This is a genomic window from Streptomyces africanus, from assembly GCF_002150735.1.
Taxonomy (GTDB): Bacteria; Actinomycetota; Actinomycetes; order Streptomycetales; family Streptomycetaceae; genus Streptomyces; species Streptomyces africanus.
Genome location: NZ_MUKA01000031.1, coordinates 1 through 23,059, shown reverse-complemented (window position 1 = coordinate 23,059; position 23,059 = coordinate 1). Strand labels below are relative to the sequence as shown.

General features: G+C 71.4%; 12 protein-coding genes and 2 pseudogenes. 3 read left to right on the top strand and 11 right to left on the bottom strand.

What is annotated here, in order from left to right:
* Positions 1–32: 32 nt before the first annotated feature.
* Together CCL05_RS05310 and CCL05_RS05305 are read left to right on the top strand one after the other, a co-directional pair.
* Positions 33–350, top strand: coding sequence for a thioredoxin family protein (locus tag CCL05_RS05310; RefSeq protein WP_086559310.1), 318 nt, complete (start codon positions 33–35; stop codon positions 348–350).
* 165 nt (positions 351–515) lie between these two features.
* A complete protein-coding gene (locus tag CCL05_RS05305; RefSeq protein WP_244204177.1) occupies positions 516–2,777 on the top strand; it encodes a HelD family protein in 2,262 nt (753 codons plus the stop codon).
* Positions 2,778–2,844: 67 nt separating this feature from the next.
* Here CCL05_RS05305 and glgB read toward each other — a convergent pair whose 3' ends face one another.
* From glgB to CCL05_RS05280, 5 genes are all read right to left on the bottom strand, one after another.
* Positions 2,845–5,703, bottom strand: coding sequence for a 1,4-alpha-glucan branching enzyme (glgB, locus tag CCL05_RS05300; RefSeq protein WP_086559308.1), 2,859 nt, complete (start codon positions 5,701–5,703; stop codon positions 2,845–2,847).
* Positions 5,704–5,744: 41 nt separating this feature from the next.
* On the bottom strand, positions 5,745–7,187 hold the full coding sequence (locus CCL05_RS05295; RefSeq protein WP_086559307.1) for a maltokinase N-terminal cap-like domain-containing protein: 1,443 nt from the start codon (positions 7,185–7,187) through the stop codon (positions 5,745–5,747).
* Positions 7,188–7,378: 191 nt separating this feature from the next.
* Complete coding sequence (gene treS, locus CCL05_RS05290) at positions 7,379–9,097, bottom strand: maltose alpha-D-glucosyltransferase (RefSeq protein ID WP_086559306.1); 1,719 nt, start codon at positions 9,095–9,097, stop codon at positions 7,379–7,381.
* Positions 9,094–11,211 carry an alpha-1,4-glucan--maltose-1-phosphate maltosyltransferase gene (locus CCL05_RS05285; protein ID WP_167409515.1) on the bottom strand — a complete coding sequence of 706 codons (2,118 nt, stop codon included), beginning with the start codon at positions 11,209–11,211 and terminating at the stop codon, positions 9,094–9,096. Before CCL05_RS05285 ends, treS begins: the two co-directional genes overlap by 4 nt.
* Positions 11,212–11,426: 215 nt before the next feature.
* Positions 11,427–12,629, bottom strand: a complete 1,203-nt coding sequence (locus tag CCL05_RS05280; protein ID WP_086559304.1) for a S8 family peptidase — start codon at positions 12,627–12,629, stop codon at positions 11,427–11,429.
* Between the two features lie 290 nt (positions 12,630–12,919).
* On the opposite strand from CCL05_RS05280, the gene CCL05_RS05275 reads away from it, so the two are divergent.
* Positions 12,920–15,541, top strand: coding sequence for a glycosyltransferase family 1 protein (locus CCL05_RS05275; RefSeq protein ID WP_086559303.1), 2,622 nt, complete (start codon positions 12,920–12,922; stop codon positions 15,539–15,541).
* 49 nt (positions 15,542–15,590) lie between these two features.
* On the opposite strand, the gene CCL05_RS05270 is transcribed toward CCL05_RS05275, so the two are convergent.
* From CCL05_RS05270 to CCL05_RS05245, 6 genes and pseudogenes are all read right to left on the bottom strand, one after another.
* Positions 15,591–16,127: a DUF1990 family protein gene (locus CCL05_RS05270; protein WP_107400424.1), complete on the bottom strand. Its 537-nt coding sequence runs from the start codon at positions 16,125–16,127 to the stop codon at positions 15,591–15,593.
* A 62-nt stretch (positions 16,128–16,189) separates the two neighbouring features.
* Positions 16,190–17,839: a M4 family metallopeptidase gene (locus CCL05_RS05265; protein WP_086559301.1), complete on the bottom strand. Its 1,650-nt coding sequence runs from the start codon at positions 17,837–17,839 to the stop codon at positions 16,190–16,192.
* 206 nt (positions 17,840–18,045) lie between these two features.
* Positions 18,046–20,106, bottom strand: coding sequence for a M4 family metallopeptidase (locus CCL05_RS05260; protein ID WP_086559300.1), 2,061 nt, complete (start codon positions 20,104–20,106; stop codon positions 18,046–18,048).
* 170 nt (positions 20,107–20,276) lie between these two features.
* Positions 20,277–20,669, bottom strand: a pseudogene (locus CCL05_RS05255) (ABC transporter ATP-binding protein); the annotation flags it as partial.
* Between the two features lie 76 nt (positions 20,670–20,745).
* Complete coding sequence (locus CCL05_RS05250; protein WP_086559299.1) at positions 20,746–22,641, bottom strand: ABC transporter ATP-binding protein; 1,896 nt, start codon at positions 22,639–22,641, stop codon at positions 20,746–20,748.
* A pseudogene (locus tag CCL05_RS05245) lies at positions 22,638–23,059 on the bottom strand (ABC transporter ATP-binding protein); the annotation flags it as partial. The gene CCL05_RS05250 and the pseudogene CCL05_RS05245, both read right to left, overlap by 4 nt.

Below are 23,059 nucleotides of genomic sequence, written 5' to 3'. Positions count from 1 at the left end.
CCGGAGCCACAGTGCGAACTGGGGAGACGAGCATGGTGACCGATGTGACGGACGCGGACTTCGAGGCCGAGGTGATCGGCGCCGACCTGCCGGTGCTGGTGGAGTTCACCGCCGACTGGTGCCCGCCCTGCAAGCAGATGGGGCCGGTGCTGAAGGCTCTCGCCGCCGAGGAGGGCGACCGGCTGAAGGTGGTCCAGCTCGACGTGGACTCCAATCCGACGACCACGAACGCCTACAAGGTGCTGTCGATGCCGACGTTCATGGTGTTCCGCGACGGTGAGCCCGTGAAGGCGATGGTGGGCGCGCGGGCGAAGCGGCGGCTGCTGGAGGAACTGGCCGACGTGCTGTAACGACGGTCCCGGAAGCACGCAGGTCGGCAGGCCCGGAAACAAGGAAATCCCCCGAGCAATTGCGCTCGGGGGATTTCCTTGCGTATATTTGTTCATTCGTGACTTCAAGTCGAATGAAGTCATGGTGAAGTTCAGTGAGCACAGTATATCCGGGCGGGAGCGGAATTGTCAAACACCGAATTTCCGGACGATGAATTGCGGCAGGAGCAGGAATTCATCGACGGGTTGTACGCGCGCGTGGACGCGCTGCGCGGCGACGCCGAGACCTCCGTCACGGACGCGCTCGCGCAGGGCAACACCCCCATGCAGGCCAGACTGGAGCGGGACATCCTCGTCGCCGAGCGATCGGGGCTGCTCGCCGCCCTGGACGCGGTGGACGGCTCCCTGTGCTTCGGCCGGATCGACCTCACCTCGGGCGTGACCCACCACATCGGCCGTATCGGCCTGCGCAGGGACGACGCCGAGCGCACACCGGTCCTGATCGACTGGCGTGCCGAGGTCGCCCGTCCCTTCTACCTGGCCACCGGCCACACCCCGATGGGGCTGAGGCGCCGGCGGCACATCGCCACCGACGGCCGCAGGGTCACCCACCTGCACGACGAGATCCTCGACCTCGGTGACGAGACCCGCACCGGCCACGAGGACCCGACCGGCGACGCCGTGCTGCTCGCCGCGCTGAACTCCGCGCGCACCGGCCGGATGAGCGACATCGTGCAGACCATCCAGGCCGACCAGGACCGCATCATCCGCGCTCCGCACCGCGGTGTGCTCGTGGTGGAGGGCGGCCCGGGCACCGGCAAGACGGCCGTCGCCCTGCACCGCGCCGCCTATCTGCTGTACGAGCACCGGGAGCTGCTCGCCAAGCGTGCGGTACTGATCGTCGGGCCGAACCCGGCGTTCCTCGGCTACATCGGCGAGGTGCTGCCCTCCCTCGGCGAGACCGGCGTGCTCCTCGCGACCGTCGGCGAGCTGTTCCCCGGCGTGAAGGCCACCGCCACCGACACGCCCGAGGCCGCCGCCGTGAAGGGCCGCGCCGGCATGGCCGACGTCCTCGCCAAGGTCGTCAGCAGCCGGCAGGCGCTGCCCGACCCCGTGATCGCCATCGAGCACGAACGCGAAGTGCTCATGCTGGACGACGGTCTGGTGAACGTCGCCCGCGAGCGCACCCGCGCCGCGAAGCTGCCGCACAACGCGGCCCGCGAGCACTTCGAGGGGCACATCCTCAACACCCTCACCGAGCTGTACGCCGAGCGCATCGGCACCGACCCCTTCGACGGGTCCAGCCTGCTCGACCCCAGCGACATCACCCAGATCCGCGACGACCTCGCCGAGAACCCCGAGGTCTGGGCCGCCATCGACCAGCTGTGGCCGCTGCTGACCCCGCAGCGGCTCGTCGCCGACTTCCTCGCCGCGCCCGAGGAGTTCCTGTCCGCCGAGGACGCCGAGGCCGTACGCCGCCCGGTGACCCGGCGCTGGACGGTCGCGGACGTGCCGCTGCTCGACGAGGCCGCCGAACTCCTCGGCGAGGACGACCGGCTGGCCCGGGAGCGCGCGCAGCGCGAGCGGGAGCGGCAGATCGCCTACGCGCAGGGCGTGCTGGACGTGTCCTACGCGTCCCGGACCTACGAGTTCGAGGACAAGGAGGAGGACGACCCCGAGTCCTCCGAGGTGCTGTCCGCGCACGACATCATCGACGCCGAGCGGTTCGCCGAGCGGCACGAGGAGGACGACCACCGCAGCGCCGCCGAGCGCGCCGCCGCCGACCGCACGTGGGCGTTCGGGCACATCATCGTGGACGAGGCGCAGGAGCTGTCGCCGATGGCGTGGCGGCTGCTGATGCGGCGCAGCCCGACCCGCTCGATGACCCTGGTCGGCGACCCCGCGCAGACGGCGGAGGCGGCCGGTGTCGGCTCCTGGGCGGGCATCCTCGCCCCGTACGTCGAGGACCGCTGGGAGCACACCCGGCTGGGCGTCAACTACCGCACCCCGGCCGAGATCATGGACATCGCGGCGGCCGTGGTCCGCGCCGAGCACCCGGACTTCGAGCCGCCGAGCTCGGTCCGCTCCACGGGCGTACGCCCCTGGGCACGGGCCACCGACGACCTCCCGGGCGGCGTCGCCAAGGCGGTCGGGGAACTCACCCCGGCCGAGGGGCGGCTCGCGGTGATCGCCCCGCGTGACCTGCACCGCGGCCTCGCCGCCCGGCTGGACGGCGTGACGGCGGGCGCCGAACCCGACCTCACGCAGTCGGTCGTCCTCCTCGACCCGCGCCAGGCCAAGGGCCTGGAGTTCGACTCCGTCCTCGTGGTCGAGCCCGCCCGGTACGGCACCAGCGACCTGTACGTGGCCCTGACCCGCGCCACCCAGCGGCTCGGCGTGCTGCACACCGGGAAGCTGCCCGAGTCCCTGTCGGAGGCCTTCGGGTAGCTCCCACGCCGGACGCGCCGGCTGTGACGGAAGGCACCCCTCCCGTCACAGCGGTGGCACAGGGCGTCTACGCCGGGCGCAGCCACACCGTCGACAGCGGCGGCAGCGTCAGCCGGATGCTCGCCGGGCGGCCGTGCCAGGGCTGGGCCTCCGGCTTGACCGGGTCGGGGTTGGTGACGTCGCTGCCGCCGTAGCGCGCGGCGTCGGTGTTGACGGCCTCGTGCCAGGCCGGGACGTCCTCGGGCACGCCCAGGCGGTAGTCCTGGCGGACGACCGGCGCGAAGTTCGACACCGACAGGACCGGCGTGCCCTCCGGGTCCAGTCGCAGGAACGCCAGGACGTTGTCGTCGGCGGCGTCCCCGACCACCCACTCGAAACCGGCCGGGTCCGTGTCGAGGCGCCACAGCGCCGGGGTCGCGCGGTAGACCGTGTTGAGGTCGCGGACCAGGTCCCGCACGCCCCGGTGCTCGGCCTCGGCCCCGTAGCCCGGATCGAGGAGCCACCAGTCGGGGCCGTGCGCCTCGGACCACTCGGCGCCCTGCGCGAACTCCTGCCCCATGAACAGCAACTGCTTGCCGGGATGGGCCCACATGAAGCCCAGATACGCCCGGTGGCCCGCGCGCTGCTGCCACCAGTCGCCCGGCATCTTCGACACCAGGGAACGCTTGCCGTGCACGACCTCGTCGTGGGAGATCGGCAGGACGTAGTTCTCGCTGTACGCGTACACCATCGAGAACGTCATCTCGTGGTGGTGGTACTTGCGGTGCACCGGCTCGTGGCTCATGTACTGGAGCGAGTCGTGCATCCAGCCCATGTTCCACTTCAGCCCGAACCCGAGCCCGCCGAAGCCGCTGGGGCCCTTGTGGTGGGTGGCCCGGGTGACGCCGTCCCAGGCGGTCGACTCCTCGGCGATCGTGACGACACCGGGCACCCTGCGGTACACCGTCGCGTTCATCTCCTGCAGGAAGGCCACCGCGTCCAGGTTCTCCCGGCCGCCGTGCTCGTTGGGCGTCCACTGGCCCGGCTCACGCGAGTAGTCGAGGTAGAGCATCGACGCCACCGCGTCCACGCGCAGCCCGTCGATGTGGAACTCCTCGCACCAGTACAGGGCGTTCGCGACGAGGAAGTTGCGCACCTCGTTGCGCCCGTAGTCGAACTCCAGCGTGCCCCAGTCGGGGTGCGCGGCCCGCAGCGGATCCGCGTGCTCGTACAGCGGCCGGCCGTCGAACTCGGCCAGCGCCCAGTCGTCGCGCGGGAAGTGCGCGGGCACCCAGTCCATCAGCACCCCGATCCCGGCCCGGTGCAGCGAGTCCACCAGGTACCGGAAGTCGTCGGGCGTGCCCAGCCGGGCCGTCGGCGCGTAGAAGCCGGTCACCTGGTAGCCCCAGGAGCCGCCGAACGGATGCTCGGCGACCGGCATCAGCTCGACGTGCGTGAAGCCCAGGTTCTTCACGTACGTCGGGAGCTGATCGGCCAGTTGACGGTACGTCAGCCCCGGCCGCCAGGACGGCAGATGCACCTCGTACACCGAGAACGGCGCCTCGTGCGCCGGGGCTTCGGCACGCCGGGCCAGCCACGCGTCGTCACCCCACTCGTACTCCGAGGACGTGATGACCGACGAGGTCGCGGGCGGCACCTCCGTGCGGCGGGCCATCGGGTCGGCCCGCAGCGTCTTCGAACCGTCGGGCCGGGTGATCTCGAACTTGTACAGCTCGCCCTCGCCGATGTCCGGCAGGAACAGCTCCCACACGCCCGACGAGCCCAGCGAGCGCATGACGTGGCCGGTGCCGTCCCAGAAGTTGAAGGTGCCGGCCACGCGCACGCCGAGCGCGTTCGGCGCCCACACCGCGAACCGGGTGCCGGTCACGCCCTGGTGGGTCATCGGGTGCGCGCCCAGCGCCGTCCACAGCTGCTCGTGCCGGCCCTCGCCGATCAGGTGCAGGTCGAGCTCGCCCAGCGTGGGCAGGAAACGGTAGGCGTCCTCGGTGTCCAGGACCGTCCCCTCGTACTCCACGAGCAGCCGGTACTCGGGGACCTCCCGCAGCGGCAGCAGCCCGGAGAAGAACCCCTCCCCGTCGTCGTCCAGCTCCGCCCGCACCTCGCCGACGACGACGGTCACCGACAGGGCGTACGGCCGGAACGCCCGGAACGCGATCCCGCCGGGCGCGGGATGGGCGCCGAGCACGGAATGCGGGTTGTGATGCGTGCCGTTGAGCAGCCGCTCCCGGTCGGCCGCGCCGACGGCGGGCGAGACGGCGACCTCCATCTCCGGCGGAAGGGTCTGGGCCGGGGCGGCGGTGGTGCCCCCGCCGGCGGTTTTCCCGGCTGTGGCTTTCTTGGTGGTGGCCTTCTTGGCGGGAGCCTTCTTCGTGGGGGCTTTCTTCGCCGGGGGCTTGGCGGTGGTGGCCTTGGTCCCGGTGGTCCTGGCAGCGGTGGCCTTCGTGGCCGTGGCCTTGGTGGCCGCCGCCTTCGCCGTCGTGGCCTTCTTGGCGACCGTCTTCGTGGCCGTGGCCTTCGTGGCAGCCGTCTTCGTGGCCGTCGCCTTGGCGGTGGTGGCCTTCTTGGCGGCGGCCTTCTTCGCCGTCGTCGTGGTCGCGGCCGTCTTCCCGGCAGCGGCCTTCGTCGCGGTCGTCTTCGCCGCGGTCGCCTTCGCGGCACCCGCCTTCTTCGCGACGGCCTTCTTCGCGGTCGTCTTCGCCGGGGCCGCCTTCTTGGCCGTGGCCTTCGTCGCGGGTGGCTGCGCGGCGGGTGTCTTCTTGGCGGCGGCCTTCTTCGCGGGGGCCGTCGCCTTCTTGGCCGCCGCCTGTTTCGGCACCGACGTCTTCTTCGCGGCACTCTTCTTCTGGGCGGCCGTGGGCTGCTCGGGGATCTTCTCCCCTGCCGTCCCCTTGGGACGGGAACCGCTGGACTCAGGGCGGGGGGTCACGGGCGGAGCCTCCAGGACGCAGGTGGGTCAGTCGGGTCGGGTCAGGTCAGGTGCCCGGTCGAGGCGAGCCGGTCTATGGCGGCCAGGGGCACCGGCAGCCAGTCGGGGCGGTGCCGGGCCTCGTACACCACCTCGTAGATCGCCTTGTCCGTCTCATAGGCGCGCAGCAGCACCGGGTCGGTGCGCGGATCGAGGCCGGAGGCCTCCGCGTACCCGGAGCAGTACGCGGACCGGCAGGTCTCGGCCCAGTCCGGCTGGGGCGGATCGGCCGAGCGCGCCGCGTAGTCGAAGGACCGCAGCATGCCGGCGACGTCCCGCACCGCCGGCTGCGGCATGCGACGCTCGGCCAGCGGCCGGGCGGGCTCGCCCTCGAAGTCGATCAGCCACCACTCGCCGGCCGGCGAGCGCAGGCACTGCCCGAGGTGCAGATCGCCGTGCACGCGCTGCGCGGTCCAGGTGCGGCCCTCGGCGGCCAGGTCGCCCAGTGCCGTGAACGCCGACCGCAGCCCGCCGGCGTACGGCCGCAGCGCGGGCACCGCCTGGACGGCCGCCTCCAGCCGCTCGATCATGCCGTCCACCATGAGCCGGAGCTGCATGTGACCGAGCGTGACCGTGGGCAGGGCCCGGGCCAGCGTGGTGTGCACCTCGGCGGTGGCCCGGCCCAGCGCCCGCGCCTCGGCGCCGAAGTCCTCGCCCTTGGCCAGCTCGCGCAGCGCCAGCTCCCAGCCGTCGGAGGCGCCCTGCACGAAAGGCTGGAGCACCCCCAGCACATACGGCTGGCCGGCCAGGTCGGCCGGGCCCGTCGAGAGCACCGGGTCTGCCGTGGGGTCGACGTCCGCGACCATCCAGGCCGTCGGCGCGGGCACCCGGGGGCAGCCCTCGCGAGCCAGCGCCAGCGGCAGCTCCAGGTCCGGGTTGACCCCGGGCACGATCCGCCGCAGCAGCTTCAGAATGAACGTATCGCCGTAGACGATCGACGAGTTGGACTGCTCCGCGGTCACCACGCGCGGCACCAGACCTGACCGGATGTCCTGGTCGAGGTCCCGCTCGAAACGGAGCCCGCCGATCCGGGCCTGGGTGCGCAGCGCCTCCAGGAGCAGTTCGGCGGGCCGGACGTCGTGCAGGGCGTCGTAGGTCGTCCGTCCGGCCAGCGGCCCCGTCGACAGGTGTCCGATCAGCGCGGGCGCCAGCCGGGGCGGCAGCGCCTCGCGCGCGCCTATCAGCAGCTGGTAGCAGTCGCCGGGGTGGCCGGGCGCGCCGTGCGACGGTACGGACGGCTGGTGGGCGCGCACGAGCAGGTGGTACAGGCCGAGCTTGCCGTTGGCAGGGAGCAGCTCGGTGGCCTCGACCAGCGTGAATCCGGTGACCGGACGTCCCTTGCCCGCGAACCAGCGCTGTCGCGGAAGCCACTCCCGCAGCAGCGGATCGAGGGAGGCAAGAAGGCCGGGCGGGGCGGTGACGGTGCGTGTGACGGCTTCCGACATGGCGTCGCGTCCTTTCACCCATGATTGGTGCGCCTCCGGGGCCTTCAGCAGGTGCCGGCGGCGCCCCTCCGGCTCACGCGGATGGGCGGGGTGTTACTGATGCGTGCCCCGGGCGGGGCGGGAGAAACGCCCCGCCCCGGGGGTTTGCGGCCCGCCCCGTGATTCAGGGCCTCGTCAGGCCGACTCAGGCCTCACACGGTATCCCTGCGGAGCCGGAACCAGTAGAAACCGTGACCTGCCAGCGTCAGCAGATACGGCAGCTCGCCGATCGCCGGGAAACGGACCCCGCCGAACAGCTCCACCGGGTGCCGCCCCTCGAAGGCGCTCAGATCCAGCTCCGTGGGCTGCGCGAACCGCGAGAAGTTGTTCACGCACAGCACCAGGTCGTCCCCTCCTTCCTTTGACAAGGGGGCCTCCCGCAGGAACGCCAGCACCGCCGGGTTCGTCGACGGCAGCTCGGAGTACGAGCCCAGACCGAAGGCCGGGTTCTGCTTGCGGATCTCGATCATGCGGCGGGTCCAGTGCAGCAGCGACGACGGTGAGGCCATGGACGCCTCGACGTTGGTCACCTGGTAGCCGTAGACCGGGTCCATGATCGTGGGCAGGAACAGCCGTCCCGGATCGGACGAGGAGAACCCCGCGTTGCGGTCGGGCGTCCACTGCATCGGCGTGCGCACCGCGTCCCGGTCGCCGAGCCAGATGTTGTCGCCCATGCCGATCTCGTCGCCGTAGTACAGGATCGGCGAGCCCGGCAGCGACAGCAGCAGGGCCGTGAACAGCTCGATCTGGTTACGGTCGTTGTCCAGCAGTGGGGCGAGACGGCGCCGGATGCCGATGTTGGCGCGCATCCGTGGGTCCTTGGCGTACTCGGCCCACATGTAGTCGCGCTCTTCGTCGGTGACCATCTCGAGCGTGAGCTCGTCGTGGTTGCGCAGGAAGATGCCCCACTGGCAGCCCGAGGGGATGGCCGGGGTCTTGGCCAGGATCTCGGAGACGGGGTAGCGGGATTCGCGCCGTACCGCCATGAAGATGCGCGGCATGACCGGGAAGTGGAACGCCATGTGGCACTCGTCGCCGCCGGCCGCGTAGTCGCCGAAGTAGTCGACGACGTCCTCGGGCCACTGGTTGGCCTCCGCCAGCAGCACGGTGTCCGGATACTGCGCGTCGATCTCCTTGCGCACCCGCTTCAGGAAGGAGTGCGTGGCGGGCAGGTTCTCGCAGTTGGTGCCCTCCTCCTGGTACAGGTACGGCACCGCGTCCAGCCGGAAGCCGTCGATGCCCAGGTCCAGCCAGAACTTCAGGGCGGAGATCATCTCCTCCTGCACGGCCGGGTTCTCGTAGTTGAGGTCCGGCTGGTGGGAGAAGAACCGGTGCCAGTAGTACTGCTTGCGGACCGGGTCGAAGGTCCAGTTGGAGGCCTCGGTGTCGACGAAGATGATCCGCGCGTCCGGGAACTGCTTGTCGTCGTCGGCCCACACGTAGTAGTCGCCGTAGGGCCCGTCGGGGTCCTTGCGCGACTCCTGGAACCACGGGTGCTGGTCGCTGGTGTGGTTCATGACGAAGTCGATGATCACGCGCATGCCGCGCTGGTGGGCGGCGTCGACGAACTCCACGAAGTCGGCCAGGTCACCGAACTCCGGCAGCACGGCCGTGTAGTCGGAGACGTCGTAGCCGCCGTCGCGCAGGGGGGATTTGAAGAACGGCGGCAGCCACAGGCAGTCGACGCCGAGCCACTGGAGGTAGTCGAGCTTTGCGGTCAGGCCCTTCAGGTCACCGACGCCGTCGCCGTTGCTGTCCTGGAAGGAGCGGACGAGCACCTCGTAGAAGACGGCGCGTTTGAACCACTCAGGGTCCCGGTCCCTGGCGGGAGTGTCCTCGAAGGTGTCCGGCACGGGTTCGTTGACGATCATGTTGTGGGTGACCCTCCGATCTGCGGGGTGGACGGTCGCAGAACCGAGAAGACGTGCGCGGGCCTGTGGCCCGGTTCGAGGCGCACATAGTTGGCCCTGCCCCAGTGGTAGGTCTCGCCGGTGAGCTCGTCGCGCACCGGCACCGACTCGTGCCAGTCCAGGCCGAGTTGCGGCATGTCCAACGAGACCGTGGCCTCCTGGGTGTGGTGGGGGTCGAGGTTGGCGACCACCAGAACCGTGTTCGAACCCTGCCGCTTCGAGTAGGCGATCACCGCCTCCTGGTCCGCGTGGTGGAAGTGGAGGTCGCGCAGCTGCTGGAGGGCCGGGTTCTCGCGGCGGATGGTGTTGAGCCGGGTCAGCAGCGGGGTGATGGTGCGGCCCTCGCGTTCGGCGGCTTCCCAGTCGCGGTGCCTGAGCTGGTACTTCTCCGAGTCGAGGTACTCCTCGCTGCCCTCTTTCAGCGGGGTGTTCTCACACAGCTCGTAGCCGGAGTAGATGCCCCAGGCCGGCGACAGGGTCGCGGCGAGGACGGCGCGGACCTCGAAGGCGGGGCGGCCGCCGTGCTGGAGGTAGGCGTGCAGGATGTCGGGGGTGTTGGCGAAGAAGTTCGGCCGCATGTAGGAGGCGGCCTCCCCGGACAGCTCCGTGAGGTACTCGGTCAGCTCCTGCTTGGTGTTGCGCCAGGTGAAGTAGGTGTAGGACTGCTGGAAGCCGATCTGGGCCAGCGTGTGCATCATCGCCGGGCGGGTGAACGCCTCGGCCAGGAAGATCACGTCGGGGTCGGTGCGGTTGATGTCCGCGATGACCCGCTCCCAGAAGACGACCGGCTTGGTGTGCGGGTTGTCCACCCGGAAGATCCGCACCCCGGCATCCATCCAGTGCCGCAGCACCCGGCAGGTCTCGGCGATCAGGCCGTCCATGTCGGCGTCGAAGGCGATGGGGTAGATGTCCTGGTACTTCTTCGGCGGGTTCTCCGCGTAGGCGATGGTGCCGTCGGGGCGGTGGTGGAACCACTCGGGGTGTTTTTGCACCCAGGGGTGGTCGGGGGAGCACTGCAGGGCGAAGTCCAGGGCGATCTCCAGCCCCAGCTCCCGGGCCCGGTCCACGAACCAGACGAAGTCCTCCAGGGTGCCCAGCTGAGGGTGGACGGCGTCGTGGCCGCCCTCGGGCGAGCCGATCGCCCAGGGCACGCCGACGTCGTCGGGGCCGGGGGAGAGGGTGTTGTTCCTGCCCTTGCGGAAGGTGGTGCCGATGGGGTGGATCGGGGGCAGGTAGACCACGTCGAAGCCCATCGCCGCGATCGCCGGCAGCCGGCGGGCCGCGGTGCGGAAGGTGCCGTGCGGCTGCTGCCGGGTGCCCTCCGAACGCGGGAAGAACTCGTACCAGGAGCCGTACAGGGCCCGCTCCCGCTCCACGAGCAGGGGCAGCGGCTCGGAGGTCGTGACCAGGTCCCGCAGCGGATGGCGGGCCAGGACCTCGTCCACCTCCGGTGTCAGCGCCGCCGCCAGCCGCGCCGCCGCCGGGCGGTCCTCGTCCCGCAGCGCGGCGACGGCCGCGAGGATCACGTCCCGGCCCTCCTCCTCGGGCACGCCGGCGGCCGCCCTCTCGTACAGCCGCGCGCCCTCCTCCAGCACGATGTCCGTGTCCATGCCGGCCGGGATCTTGATCTGCGCGTGATGGCGCCAGGTGCTGACCGGGTCGCCCCACGCCTCCACCGTGAACGACCACAGGCCGGGCTCCCCGGCGGTGACCTCGGCGCCCCACCGGTCCGTCCCCGGAGCCAGCTCACGCATCGGCGTCCACGGGCCGGGGCGGCCCTGCGGATCCCTCAGGACGGCATTGGCGGCGACCGCGTCGTGCCCCTCCCGGAACACGGTCGCCGAGATCTCGAAGGTCTCGCCGGTCACGGCCTTGGCCGGCCGGCGTCCTCGCTGGACGACCGGGCGGACGTCGAGCACGGGTATGCGCCCGACGGCGGTCGCGTCGCCCACGGGGGGTGGTTGCGGGACTTGCGGACCGGCGTCGGCCGGGCGCGCGGGTCGGGACTCGCCGCCGGGCGCGCGCGCCCCGGTGCGGCGGGTGGGGGGTGGTGACGAGTGGTGCTTGGCGGGCATGACCGCTCCTGTCCGCGTCAACGTGGGTAGGCGGATGTGTGTGGGGAGGTGGGTCCTGCATGGTGCTCCTGAGAGGGGTACCCGGAGGAGCCTTCCCACCCTATTCGGGTGGGCAATCCGGCACTTTGTTAACTACTCACGCGTATGTCGACACACAAGACCGGCCTCGTCCGTGACGGACGAGGCCGGCCCCTGCGCGTGGCTGCTCCTTCGCCCTAGCCGTGCGGCACCCGCAGTAACCTGTCCGGCGAACCGGGACCCCGGCCGGAGATCTTCCCGGTCGCCGCTCCTTCCGTCAGGGCCCTTGTGACCTGGGCCGGAGCCGCTTTCGGATGATCGGCCAGATACAGCGCGGCCGCGCCGGCGGCGTGCGGCGCCGCCATCGAGGTACCCGAGAAGGTGGCCCGCGCGGTGTCGCTCGCGGCCGACGCCGAGGTGATGTCCACGCCCGGGGCGAACAGATCGAGGGCCGGACCGTGGTTGGAGAAGGCCGGTTTCGCATCCCTCCGGTCGGTCGCGCCGACCGTGAGCGCCTGCCTGACGCTCCCCGGGGAGTACAGGCCCGCCGGCCTGCCGTCGTTGCCCGCGGCGACCGTGTAGGTGACGCCCGAGGCGATGGAGGCGCGGACGGCGGCGTCCAGCCGCTCGTTGCGCGGGCCGCCCAGGCTGAGGTTGGCGACGGCGGGCTTCTTCGCGTGCCGGGTCACCCAGTCGATCCCGGCGATCACCCGGGCCGTGGTGCCCGCCCCCGCCGCGTCGAGGACGCGCACGGAGACGACGCGGGCCCGCTTGGCGACACCGTGGGTCCTCCCGGCGACCGTGCCGGCGACGTGCGTGCCGTGGCCGTTGGCGTCCGAGGCGACCCTGTCGTTCCCGACGAAGTCCCAGCCGTGGCTCGCCCGGCCGCCGAAGTCCCGGTGCGTGGTCCGGACACCGGTGTCGATCACGTACACGGTCACCCCGGCGCCCGCCGACTCGGGCCAGGCGTAGCTCCGGTCCAGCGGCAGCCCCGGCTGGTCGACGCGGTCCAGCCCCCAGGAGGGCGGCCCGGGCTGTGTGTGCTCCAGCCGCACACGGGTGTCCTGGACGACCGAGGCGACCCGGGGGTCGGCGGCGAGCCGCCCGGCCCGTCTCTCGTCGGTCCTGATCGCGTAGCCGTTCAGGACAGTGCCGTAGGTGTGGCTGACGTGCACCCCGTACTTCTCGGCGAGGGCCTTCCCGGCCGCCGACGGAGCCCGTGTGCCCTCCTTCAGTGTCACCACGTAACTTCCGTGCACGGAGCCGGGTTGTCCGGCGCCGAGTATCCGCCCCTCCGGTACGGCGTGCGCGGGCAGGGTGATGGCCGAAAACGCCGCGGCACAGATCGCCGCCGCCAGGCCCCCCGTCCAGCGCAGACGCCGAGTGCGCGTCCGTGCCATGGTTCGAGTTCCCCTCCTCGACTCGGCGTACGGCTGCCGCGCGGCACCGCGTACGAACAGGCGCGGGCCGGTACGCCAGGGGCAGCCTCTCGTGACGCGTGAAGTGCCACAAGGACGCCTACGGGGGCGGAATCGGCCATATCCGTGGATGGGCCGGTTCCGGCCGATCGGGCGTCGGGAGGCGGAGCTTCAGCGACTGCGGCACCGACGCCGGTACTGTCGTAGGTGACGCCGATGAAGCCGTGTGTCACAACCCTGCGTCATCCCGCCAACGCGCCGAGGTGGAACCCGTGAAGGCGATCCGTCGATTCACCGTCCGACCCGTTCTCCCCGAACCCCTCCGGCCGCTCAGTGATCTGGCCCGCAATCTGCGCTGGTCGTGGCATGCGGAGACCCGTGACCTGTTCCAGTCCGTCGATCCCGAGCGCTGGGCCGCCTCGGGCGGCGACCCGGTCCGGCTGCTGGGCAGCGTGCCGCCCGCGCGGCTCGCGGACCTGGCGACGGACCGCCGCTTCCTGCGCCGCCTCGCCGCCGTCGCGGGCGATCTGAACGACTACCTGACCGGCGACCGCTGGTACCAGGCCCAGCCCGACGAACTCCCCGCCGCGATCGCCTACTTCTCACCCGAGTTCGGCATCACGGCCGCCCTGCCCCAGTACTCCGGCGGCCTCGGCATCCTCGCCGGCGACCATCTGAAGGCCGCCAGCGACCTCGGTGTCCCGCTGATCGGCGTCGGCCTGCTCTACCGCCACGGTTACTTCCGCCAGACCCTGTCCCGGGACGGCTGGCAGCAGGAGCACTACCCCGTCCTCGACCCCCACGAGCTGGCCGTGGTCCTCCTGGAGGAGCCCGACGGCACCCCCGCCCAGGTCGCCCTCGCCCTGCCCGGCGGCAGGCAGCTGCACGCCCGGATCTGGCTGGCGCAGGTGGGCCGGGTCCCGCTGCTGATGCTGGACTCGGACGTCGAGGAGAACGACCTCGGCGAGCGCGGCGTGACCGACCGGCTCTACGGCGGCGGCAGCGAGCACCGGCTGCTCCAGGAGATGCTGCTCGGCATAGGAGGGGTCCGGGCGGTGCGCACGTACTGCCGGCTGACCGGGCACCCCGCGCCGGAGGTCTTCCACACGAACGAGGGACACGCCGGGTTCCTCGGCCTGGAGCGGATCGCCGAGCTCTGCGCCGAGGGTCTGGACTTCGACTCGGCGCTGGAGGCGGTCCGCGCCGGGACCGTCTTCACCACCCACACCCCCGTCCCGGCCGGCATCGACCGCTTCGACCGCGAGCTGGTCGCCCGCCACTTCGGCCCCGACGCCGAGCTGCCCCGCATCGACGTCGAGCGCGTCCTCAGGCTCGGCATGGAGACCTACCCCGGCGGCGAGCCCAACCTGTTCAACATGGCGGTGATGGGCCTGCGCCTGGCCCAGCGCGCCAACGGCGTGTCCCTGCTGCACGGCAACGTCAGCCGCGAGATGTTCTCGGGCCTGTGGCCCGGATTCGACGCCGACGAGGTGCCGATCACCTCCGTGACCAACGGGGTGCACGCCCCCACCTGGGTCGCCCCGGAGGTGTTTCGGCTCGGCGCCCGGCAGATCGGCGTCCACCGTGCCGAGGACGCCCTGACCGTCGGCGGCCCGGAACGCTGGGACGCCGTGGCGGACATCCCCGACCAGGAGATCTGGGAGCTGCGGCGGGGCTTGCGGGAGCAGCTCGTGACGGAGGTGCGGGAGCGGCTGCGGGCCTCCTGGCGGCAGCGCGGCGCCGGCACGGCCGAGCTGGGCTGGATCGACGGCGTGCTCGACCCGGACGTCCTCACCATCGGCTTCGCGCGGCGCGTCCCGTCGTACAAGCGCCTGACGCTGATGCTGCGCGACCGCGACCGGCTGATGGACCTGCTGCTGCATCCCGAGCGGCCGGTCCAGATCGTCGTGGCCGGCAAGGCCCACCCCGCGGACGACGGCGGGAAGCGGCTGGTGCAGGAACTGGTGCGGTTCGCGGACGATCCGCGGGTACGGCACCGGATCGTGTTCCTGCCGGACTACGGCATGGGGATGGCGCAGAAGCTGTACCCGGGGTGCGACATCTGGCTGAACAATCCCCTTCGCCCGCTGGAGGCCTGCGGCACGTCCGGGATGAAGGCGGCCCTCAACGGCTGTCTGAATCTGTCCGTCCTGGACGGCTGGTGGGACGAGTGGTTCCAGCCGGACTTCGGCTGGGCCATCCCCACGGCAGACGGGGTGGGAACCGACCCGGACCACCGCGACGACATAGAGGCCGCGGCGCTGTACGACCTCCTGGAGCAGCGGGTCACGCCGAGCTTCTACGAACGCGGCGGGCACAGCGGGCTGCCCGACCGCTGGATCGAGATGGTCCGCCAGACCCTGAGCCTGCTCGGACCGAAGGTGCTGGCCGGGCGCATGGTCCGCGAGTACGTCGAGCGGCTCTACGCGCCCGCTGCGCTCTCCCACCGGTCCATGGGCCCGGACGTGGCGCGCGATCTCGCGGAGTGGAAGACCAGGGTGCGGGCGGCGTGGCCGGGCGTCACCGTCGACCATGTGGAGACGTCCGTGGCTGCGGCGCTGGCGGAGCTCGGTACGACGCTGGGGCTGCGGGTGCGGGTGGGGCTCGGGGAGCTCGGGCCCGATGACGTCGAGGTGCAGGCGGTGTCGGGCCGGGTGGACGAGGAGGACCATATCGCTGACGCGACGGTCGTTCCCTTGAAGCCGGTGGGGTCTCCCGACCAGGACGGGCGCTGGGTTTATGAGGGGCCCTTGTCTCTGGATCGCACCGGGCCTTTCGGGTATACGGTGCGGATCCTTCCCGCGCATCGGCTTTTGGCTTCGAGTGCGGAGTTGGGCTTGGTGGCCGGGCCCTCTGAGGAGCTTGTCGAGGCTGCGGGGCTGCTGATGCGTTGAGTGTCGTGTGCGGGCGCGTGGGGGCTTGTCGCGCAGTTCCCCGCGCCCCTTAGGCCAACTCACCACCCTGCGTTGCCAGGTTCCGTAGGACATTGCCGCACCGCCGCGCATACGCGTGCTGGAAGCCCCTGGTCGCCGGGCCGCCCGCCCTCGCGTACCACTTCGCGCCGCGGCTGAAGGCGTTCACGGTCAGCCAGACCGTGCCGTCGCCCGTGCGGTCCACGACGAAGGACTCCTCGCCGCACTCGGGGTGGCCGGGCAACGTGCCGTAGGCCCAGCCGGCGCGGCGGGGTTCCTCGACCGTCCACACCACACGGCAGGGGGCCTTGATCATGCCGGCGAGGGTGACGGTGACGTCGACGCCGGGGGCGGCCCGGTCCGCGCCGGCGTCGATGCCGACGCCCAGGGCCCGGTGCATCTCCCACGTGAGCACCGCCTCCGAGGCCCGGCGGAAGACCTCCTCGCCCTCGCCGAGGCGCGTGCGCACGTTCATGGGATGGAAGCCCGGCGGGCAGAAGCCCTGGTCGCGGGTGGCGCCGACATCGGCGTAGGTGAAGTCCTTCGGATCCGGATAAGACACGGTCACCAAGAGTAGGGCGGTACCCGGGCCCGCCTTCGGTCCGGGTACCGCCCCAGGGGGTGCTTCGGTCAGCCGACGTTGACGGCGGACCAGGCGGCCGCGACCGCCTTGTACTCGGTGCTGGACGCGCCGTAGAGCGCCGAGGCCGCGTTCAGGGTCGCCGTGCGGGCCTGCGCGTACTTGGTCGTCGACGTCATGTACGTCGTCAGCGCCTTGTACCAGATCTGCAGCGCCTTGGTCCGGCCGATGCCGGTGACCGTGGAGCCGTTGGACGTCGGCGAGTTGTAGGTCACGCCGTTGATGGTCTTCGAGCCGCTGCCCTCGGACAGCAGGTAGAAGAAGTGGTTGGCGGGGCCGGAGGAGTAGTGGACGTCCACGCTGCCGAGGCTGGAGGACCAGGCGTCCTTGGACGCGCCGTCCTTGCTGGGCTTGTCCATGTAGCGCAGCGGGGAGCCGTCGCCATTGATGTCGATCTCCTCGCCGATGAGGTAGTCACCGACGTCGGAGGAGTTGGCGGCGAAGAACTCGGCGCCGGCGCCGAAGATGTCGCTGGTGGCCTCGTTCAGGCCGCCGGACTCGCCGCTGTAGTTGAGGCCGGCCGTGGCCGACGTCAGGCCGTGGCTCATCTCGTGGGCGGCCACGTCGAGCGAGGTCAGCGGGTTGGTGTTGCCCGAGCCGTCGCCGTAGGTCATGCAGAAGCAGCTGTCCGACCAGAAGGCGTTGACGTAGCTGTTGCCGTAGTGGACGCGCGAGTAGGCGGCCTTGCCGTCGTTGCGGATGCCGTTGCGGCCGAAGGTGCTCTTGTAGAAGTCCCAGGTGATCTGGGCGCCGTAATGGGCGTCGGCGGCGGCGGTCTCCAGGTTGGACGGGTTGCCGTCGCCCCAGACGTCGTCCGAGCCGGAGAAGAGCGTGCCGGTGCCGGAGGTGCCGCGGTTGAGGTTGTACGTCTTGTGCCCGCCGCGCGTGCCGTCCGTGAGGTTGTACGAGGACCCGGACTTGGTGGTGCTGAGGGTGACCTTGCCGCTGTACGTGGTGTTGCCCGTGCCGGTCTCGATGCCCTGGTACTCGTAGAGCTTCTTGCCGGTGGCGGCGTCGGTGACGACGTGCAGCTCGTTCGGGGTGCCGTCCTCCTGGAGGCCGCCGACGACCGTCTCGTAGGCGAGGGTGGGCTTGCCGTCGGCCGCCCAGATCACCTTGCGGGGCGTGGAGTTCGCCTCGGTCTTCTCCGAGCCGGCGGCCTTGGCGAGCGTCACGGCCTGCTTCTCGGCCTTGGCGGCGGTGACCGCCGGCTTGAGCGAGCCGACCTCGATCTTCGCCTTCGTGGCTCTGGTGACGCCCTTGGCGGCGCCGGACTTCGACGCGTGCACCACGAGGTCGCCGCCGAGGACCGGCAGGCCCGCGTAGGTGCGCTCGTAGCGGGTGTGGACCGTGCCGTCGGCGTCCTTCACGACGTCTCTGACGACCAGCTTCTCCTGTTCGCCGAGGCCTATCTCGTCGGCGGTCCGCGCGGCGTCCGCCTGCTGCTCCTTGATGAGGGCGGCGCGGGCGGGCGCGGTCAGCAGGACGGGTGAGGCGGCCAGGGCCGGCTTGCCGGAGGAGGCGTCGGCGGCGGCGCTGCTGCCGGAGGCCAGACCGGTGGTGAGCAGGGCGCCGGCCGCGACGGCGGTGGCGATGGCGAGCGTGGTGCGCTTGTGACGCGCGTAGACAGAGGTAGACACACAAGCTCCTCGATGTGGGGGAAGTGCTGTGGTGCTGTGCGGCGGGTGGGGGAAGAGTGGCACCTCGGACGCGTACATGTCAGGAGCCCGCGTGATGTTGGCCGGAAATCGACGTGGTGTACGCCCGGACACGTGAAGCGGGCGCCGTCCCGGGGGAGTCGAACCCGCCGGGGCGGCGCCCTGCCCTGGGCAGACCGCGAACGGGCCTACGGGAAGGTGAGCTTCCAGCTGTTGATGTATCCGGTGTCGCGGGCCGCGTTGTCCTGGACCCGCAGCTGCCAGACGCCGTTGGCGGCCTCGGACGAGGCGTTCACCGTGTACGTCGTGTTGATGTTGTCCGCGCTGCCGCCGGTGCCGTAGCCCTTCAGCGTGTACGCCGTGCCGTCGGGGGCGACCAGCTGCACCTGGAGGTCGCCGATGTAGGTGTGGACGATGTCCACGGCGACCTGGAGGTTGGACGGCGCGTTGCCGGTCCGCCCCGAGACGGTGATCGACGACGTGACCGCCGCGCCCCGGTCCGGGATCGCCACGTCGGCGGTGTTCTCGAAGGACGTACCGCCGCCGCCTCCGCCGCCGGAGCGCGTGCCGACGTTGATGCCCGCCCAGGCGTCCTGGACCGCCTTGTACTCGGCGCTGTCGGCGCCGTAGAGCTCACCGGCCGCCGCCAGGGTGCCGGTGCGGGCGCCCGCGTAGTTGGTCGTGGAGGTGAACTTGGTGGTCAGCGCGCGGAACCAGATCTTCTCCGCCTTGTCCCGGCCGATGCCGGTGACCGGAAGGCCGTCCGAGGTGGGCGAGTCGTAGGTGACACCGTTGATGGTCTTGGTGCCGCTGCCCTCGCTCAGCAGGTAGAAGAAGTGGTTCGCGGGGCCCGAGGAGTAGTGCACGTCGATCGAGCCGATGCCCGAGTACCAGGCGTCCTTGGACGCGCCGTCCTTGCTGGGTTTGTCCATGTAGCGCAGCGGCGTGCCGTCGCCGTTGATGTCGATCTCCTCGCCGATGAGGTAGTCACCGACGTCGGAGGAGTTCTTCGCGTAGAACTCGACGGTCGAGCCGAAGATGTCGCTGGTCGCCTCGTTCAGGCCGCCGGACTCGCCGCTGTAGTTGAGGCCGGCCGTGGCCGAGGTGAGCCCGTGGGTCATCTCGTGGGCGGCCACGTCGATCGACGTCAGCGGGTTCGCGTTGCCCGAGCCGTCGCCGTACGTCATGCAGAAGCAGCTGTCCGACCAGAACGCGTTGACGTAGTTGTTGCCGTAGTGGACCCGCGAGTACGCGCCCGTGCCGTCGCCGCGGATGCCGCTGCGGCCGTGCACGTTCTTGTAGTAGTCCCAGGTCAGTTGGGCGCCGTAGTGGGCGTCCGCGCCGGCCGACTCCGCGTTGGACGGACTGCCGTTGCCCCAGACGTCGTCGGGGCCGGAGAAGAGCGTGCCGGTGCCGGAGGTGCCCCGGTTGAGGTTGTACGTCTTGTGGCCGCCGCGGGCGCCGTCGGTGAGGTTGTACGCCGACCCGGACTGGGTGGTGGTGAGGTCGACCGTGCCGGAGTACACCGTGTTGCCGGTGCCGGTCTCGATCGCCTCCCACGCGTACAGCTTCGCGCCGGTGGTGGCGTCGGTGACGACGTGCAGTTCCTGCGGGGTGCCGTCGTGCTGGAAACCGCCGACGACCGTCTCGTAGGCCACGACCGGCTTGCCGTTCCCGGCCCAGATCACCTTGCGGGGCTCGCGGTTGACGTCCGGGCTCTTGGCCTTCTCGGCCCTGCTCGCGGCCAGGGCCTGCTGCCGGGCCCGCGCGGCGGGCACCGCGGCCTTCGTCGTGGCCGGCTTGATCGCGGCGCGGGTGGCCTTCACGACGGACGCGGTGGCGTCCGTCTTCGTGCTCTCGACGACCAGGTCGCCGCCGAGGACGGGCAGGCCGTCGTAGGTGCGCTCGTAGCGCGTGTGCACGGTGCCGTCGCGGTCCTTGAGGACGTCGCGGACGACCAGCTTCTCCTTGGCGCCGAGGCCCAGGTCCTTCGCGGCCTGCGCCGTGCCGGCGTCGGCTTGGCGGAGCAGCGCGGCGCGCTGGGCGGGGGTGAGCCTGACCGACTCCGAGCCGGGGTTCGCCTTGGCCGCGGCCGACGGCGCCTTCTCCGGTGCTGCGGTGGCGGTGCCGCTCTGCACGGCGGCGGCGATCAGCGCGGCGACGCCGGCGAGGGCCACGGCCGCGGCGCGGCGGGGAGCGCGGGACGTGCGTCTGTGGGAGCTGCTTCTTCGCGAGGAACTGCTTCTCAACACTGACTCCTTCTGCGGGGCCGGGGGTCGCCCGGCCTGGGGAGGTGGAGGTGTTGCTGTGGGGTTGCTGTGGAGCAGTCGTGGGAAGCGTGGCAGGCGAGTGCGCTTTCTGTCAGGGGCGCGTCAAAGGTATGGCCGGAAACGGTTCGTTGACCGGAAAGTCGTGTTCGCTATACGGACGATTCCCGGGTGTCGGGCAGGTCCCCGTGCCAGGAGTGCCACAGCGCCGCGTAGGGTCCGTCCGCCGCCACCAGCTCGTCGTGCGTGCCGAGTTCGGTCAGCCGGCCGTCCTCCATCACGGCCACCCGGTCGGCGTCGTACGCGGTGTGCAGCCGGTGCGCGACGGCGATGACCGTGCGCCCTTCGAGTACGGCGGCCAGGGCGCGCTCGGTGTGCCGGGCCGTCGTCGGGTCGAGCAGCGCGGTCGCCTCGTCGAGGATCAGCGTGTGCGGGTCCGCCAGCACCACGCGGGCCAGGGCGAGTTGCTGGGCCTGCGAGCCGTCGGTCCGGCAACCGCCCTGGCCCAGGGGGGGTGTCCAGGCCGTCGGCAGCTCGCGCACCCTCTGGTTTTCTGGCACGGTGGCCGGTCCTTCAGGGGCGGTGCGAATGTCTGCTCCCGCCCAACCCATATAAAGGCCTCTAAGCCAGGCTGTCCCGCCAGGCCCGGTGCAGATCCGCGAACCTGCCCGTGCCCGCGACGAGTCCGGCCGGTTCGCCGTCCTCGACGATCCTCCCGCGTTCCATCACCAGGACACGGTCCGCGATCTCCACGGTCGACAGCCGGTGCGCGATGACGACGGCCGTGCGGCCCTTCAGCACCGTCGCCATCGCCCGCTGCACCGCGCGCTCGCCCGGGATGTCCAGCGAGCTGGTCGCCTCGTCGAGGATCAGCACGGCGGGATCGGCCAGCAACGCCCGTGCGAACGCCACCAGTTGCCGCTGACCGGCCGAGATGCGGCCGCCCCGCTTGCGTACGTCGGTGTCGTAGCCGTCGGGCAGGGAGCTGATGAAGTCGTGCGCGCCGATCTCCTTCGCCGCCCGCTCCATCTCCTCGCGCGAGGCGTCCGGCCGGCCGATCGCGATGTTGTCGGCGACCGTGCCGGAGAACAGGAACGCCTCCTGCGTCACCATGACCACCCCGCGCCGCAGTTCGGGCACGGCGAGGTCGCGCAGGTCGACGCCGTCCAGCAGCACCCGGCCCTCGGACGGGTCGTAGAACCGGGCCAGCAGCTTGGCCAGCGTCGACTTGCCGGCGCCCGTGGAACCCACGACCGCGACCGTCTGCCCGGCCGGGATCGTCAGGTCGAAACGGGGCAGCACCTCGCCGCCGGTGCGGTAGCCGAAGCGGACGCCGTCGAAGACCACGTCGCGGCCGGGGTGTTCGCTCTCGAGCGGCGGGAGCTGCCGGGGTGTGGCCGGCTCGGGGACCGACGGGGTCTGGGCGAGCAGCCCGGCGATCTTCTCCAGCGAGGCCGCCGCCGACTGGTAGGAGTTGAGGAACATCCCGAGCCGGTCGATGGGGTCGTACAGCCGCCGCAGGTACAGCACGGCCGCCGCCAGCACGCCGAGGGCCAGCGTGCCGTCCGCGACCCGGTAGGCGCCCCACAGCACGATCGAGGCGACCGCCGTGTTGGCGACCAGCCGGGAACCGGTGACGTACCGGGCCATCTCCAGCAGCGCGTCGCCGTTGGTGCGCTCGTGCCGCCGGTTCAGCGCGCCGAAGTCCGCGTCGTTGGCCGCCTCGCGACGGAACGCGCGCACCGGCCGGATGCCGTTCATGGTCTCGACGAACTTGACGATGACGGCCGCGATCGCCGTCGACCGTGCCCGGTACACCCGGCCGGCCCGCCGCTGGTACCACCGCACGAGTGCGTAGAGGGGCACCAGGGACGCCACCGCCACACCCCCGAGGCCCAGGTCGAGCCAGAGGAGCATGGCCGAGATGTAGACGAAGGACAGGATGACCGTCACGAGCTCCTGGAGGCCCTCGTCCAGCAGCTCGCGCAGCGACTCCACGTCCGTGGTCGAGCGGGAGATGAGCCGGCCCGAGGTGTAGCGCTCGTGGAAGTCGACGCTCAGCGCCTGCGCGTGGCGGAAGATCCGGCCGCGCAGGTCCAGCAGCACGTCCTGGCTGACGCGGGCCGCGGTGGCGACGAACGCGAACTGGAGCCCGCCCGCGGCCAGCGCGCACGCCAGATAGCCGACGGCCACCGCGATCAGCGGCCCGTGGTCCTGCGCCCGGAACGCCGGCACGGCACGGTCGATGGCGTACGCCACGAGCAGCGGGCCCGCCTGCACGACCGCCTGCTGGAGCAGCAGCAGGAGCGTCGTGACCGTGACACGGGCCTTCATGGGCGCGAGCAGGGAGCGCAGCAGGGCGGCGGTGGCGCCCGGGGGTGTGGGCAGGACGTCCCGGTCGAAGGGGTCGCCGGTGGCCGGGGTCCGGGCGCCGGGCTTCTCGGCGCCGGGCTTCCCGCCGTCCGGTTTCTCGTCGTCGGGTGTCCCGTCGGCCGGTGCGGTGGTCGCCGCCGTCATCGTGCGCCCTCCTGTTCGCCTGAGAGTCCGCCTGACGGTTCGCCCGGCTGTTCCCCTGACGGTTCGCCGGACATCAAGTGCGCGTACTCGGGGTTCGTACGCAGCAGTTCCTGGTGGGTGCCGACCGCGGCGATCCGGCCGCCGGACAGCAGGGCGACCCGGTCGGCGAGCAGCACGGTGGACGGGCGGTGCGCCACGATCAGGGCGGTGGTGTCCGCGAGGACCCGCCGCAGGGCGGCCTCCACGGCGGCCTCCGTGTGCACGTCCAGGGCCGACAGCGGATCGTCCAGGACGAGGAACTCCGGCTGTCCGACGACAGCTCTGGCCAGTGCCAGGCGCTGCCGCAGGGGACGGACACCCGGGTGGGCGAGCAGGGCCACAGCCTCTCCGGCGGGCAGCGGCAGCGCCTGGCACTGGC

Coding starts and splice junctions, on each gene's coding strand:
- CCL05_RS05310 (WP_086559310.1), top strand. CDS start 33: ATGGTGACCGATGTGACGGACGCGGACTTCGAGGCCGAGGTGATCGGC.
- CCL05_RS05295 (WP_086559307.1), bottom strand. CDS start 7,187: ATGTCGGAAGCCGTCACACGCACCGTCACCGCCCCGCCCGGCCTTCTT.
- treS (WP_086559306.1), bottom strand. CDS start 9,097: ATGATCGTCAACGAACCCGTGCCGGACACCTTCGAGGACACTCCCGCC.
- CCL05_RS05285 (WP_167409515.1), bottom strand. CDS start 11,211: ATGCCCGCCAAGCACCACTCGTCACCACCCCCCACCCGCCGCACCGGG.
- CCL05_RS05280 (WP_086559304.1), bottom strand. CDS start 12,629: ATGGCACGGACGCGCACTCGGCGTCTGCGCTGGACGGGGGGCCTGGCG.
- CCL05_RS05250 (WP_086559299.1), bottom strand. CDS start 22,641: ATGACGGCGGCGACCACCGCACCGGCCGACGGGACACCCGACGACGAG.